The organism is Citrobacter sp. MGH100, assembly GCF_001034465.1.
GTDB classification, from domain to species: domain Bacteria; phylum Pseudomonadota; class Gammaproteobacteria; order Enterobacterales; family Enterobacteriaceae; genus Citrobacter; species Citrobacter youngae.
Genome location: NZ_KQ089803.1, coordinates 8,616 through 10,067 on the forward strand (window position 1 = coordinate 8,616; position 1,452 = coordinate 10,067).

The 1,452-nt window shown below is 45.9% G+C and carries 2 protein-coding genes and 1 pseudogene; 1 reads left to right on the forward strand and 2 read right to left on the reverse strand.

Annotation, left to right across the window (positions count from 1 at the left end):
• Positions 1-270: hypothetical protein (locus SK32_RS26505; RefSeq protein WP_213709948.1), on the forward strand; the 270-nt coding region annotated here is incomplete at its 5' end.
• Between the two features lie 68 nt (positions 271-338).
• Here the strand turns inward: SK32_RS26505 and SK32_RS20215 are convergent.
• On the reverse strand, positions 339-839 hold the full coding sequence (locus SK32_RS20215; protein ID WP_001752509.1) for a non-heme ferritin-like protein: 501 nt from the start codon (positions 837-839) through the stop codon (positions 339-341).
• 326 nt (positions 840-1,165) lie between these two features.
• Positions 1,166-1,452 (reverse strand): annotated as a pseudogene (locus SK32_RS20220) (IS6-like element IS26 family transposase); the annotation flags it as partial.

The window sequence follows — 1,452 nt, forward strand, 5'->3', positions numbered from 1 at the left end:
TCAGTGGGAGAGATCTCAGTAAAAACCGGAAATAACGCCAGAAATGGTGGAAAAAATAGCCTAAATAGGCTGATTCGATGTGTTTGCGGGAAAAAAATCGGCCCAGATCCGCGAAATTTTAATCAGCGAGTCAGCTTGGGAAGAAATGACCTGCTTATTCGCACCTTCCTTAATATAAAGACACAAGCAGAGACATTTTTGGCACGATATAAAAACGCTAAGTTAAAAAATCACTATGACGTGTTGGGTATCAAATGTTCACTGGCATAAACCTCTGTTTCTGATGTAAAACAGATTTTCTGAGGAGGCGTAAAACCTCCTCGTACTGCGAAATTGATTTAGTGATAGCGATCGATCACGCCAACCAGATAGTGGTCGGTTTGCTGCATGTTGATGCCCGCTTTTTTAGCGCTGCGGACTTCATCCAGAATGATTTGCAACAGCGTCCCGTCCACGATTTCCTCTTTTCTGTATCGCTTCAGGAAGTTAATCGCTGACTTATCGTTTGCTGCCTGGGCGTCTTCCGTCAAAGAGGTCAGCGCATTAATGCGCTTCTGGTAATCGCTTACCGTCTGCTCAAACAGATCTTCCAGCGTGGAAAATTCACCGCACCGGGCGTGTTGCTCCTGTAACACCGGCGTGGCGCCGCTCTGTTTGATGTATTCGTACATGCGCATCATTTGCGTCACCGTATTTTGCGCCTGATGACGCAAAAATAGTGCGGTGCCATTAAGGCTATTCTCGCTGCACCTCTGGCTGAGCTGAAGATACAAATTTGAGGTATAAAACTCCTGATTCATTTGCGCATTCAGTTTTTGAACTATTCCGCTAGCGATCATAGGACTTCCTTATTTCTTGTCATCTCAGAAAACGGTCACTCTTCGAAAAAACAACCAGAATAAAAGCGATTCTTTCGCTTTTTTTATTGCGCCTGGTTACGCAGTCATATTCATTTTAAGTCGGGATGCTCCTTATTTAAATATCCACCCCTACTATCGCATTTCTATCTGGCATTATTCTGTGATGGTGTTTCGATATTCACACTCCCTGTGCCAATCCTTTCTTATCGACAGTAGGAAACTTCCTCCGGCTATTCTGCTGAACACGATTAGGGGCACTGTTGCAAAGTTAGCGATGAGGCAGCGTTTTGTCTTATTCAAAGGCCTTACATTTCAAAAACTCTGCTTACCAGGCGCATTTCGCCCAGGGGATCACCATAATAAAATGCTGAGGCCTGGCCTTTGCGTAGTGCACGCATCACCTCAATACCTTTGATGGTGGCGTAAGCCGTCTTCATGGATTTAAATCCCAGCGTGGCGCCGATTATCCGTTTCAGTTTGCCATGATCGCATTCAATCACGTTGTTCCGGTACTTAATCTGTCGGTGTTCAACGTCAGACGGGCACCGGCCTTCGCGTTTGAGCAGAGCAAGCGCGCGACCATAGGCGGGCG

What these genes read in the sequence shown, in the direction of transcription:
- SK32_RS20215 (WP_001752509.1), bottom strand. Translation starts at nt 839, where the DNA reads ATGATCGCTAGCGGAATAGTTCAAAAACTGAATGCGCAAATGAATCAG.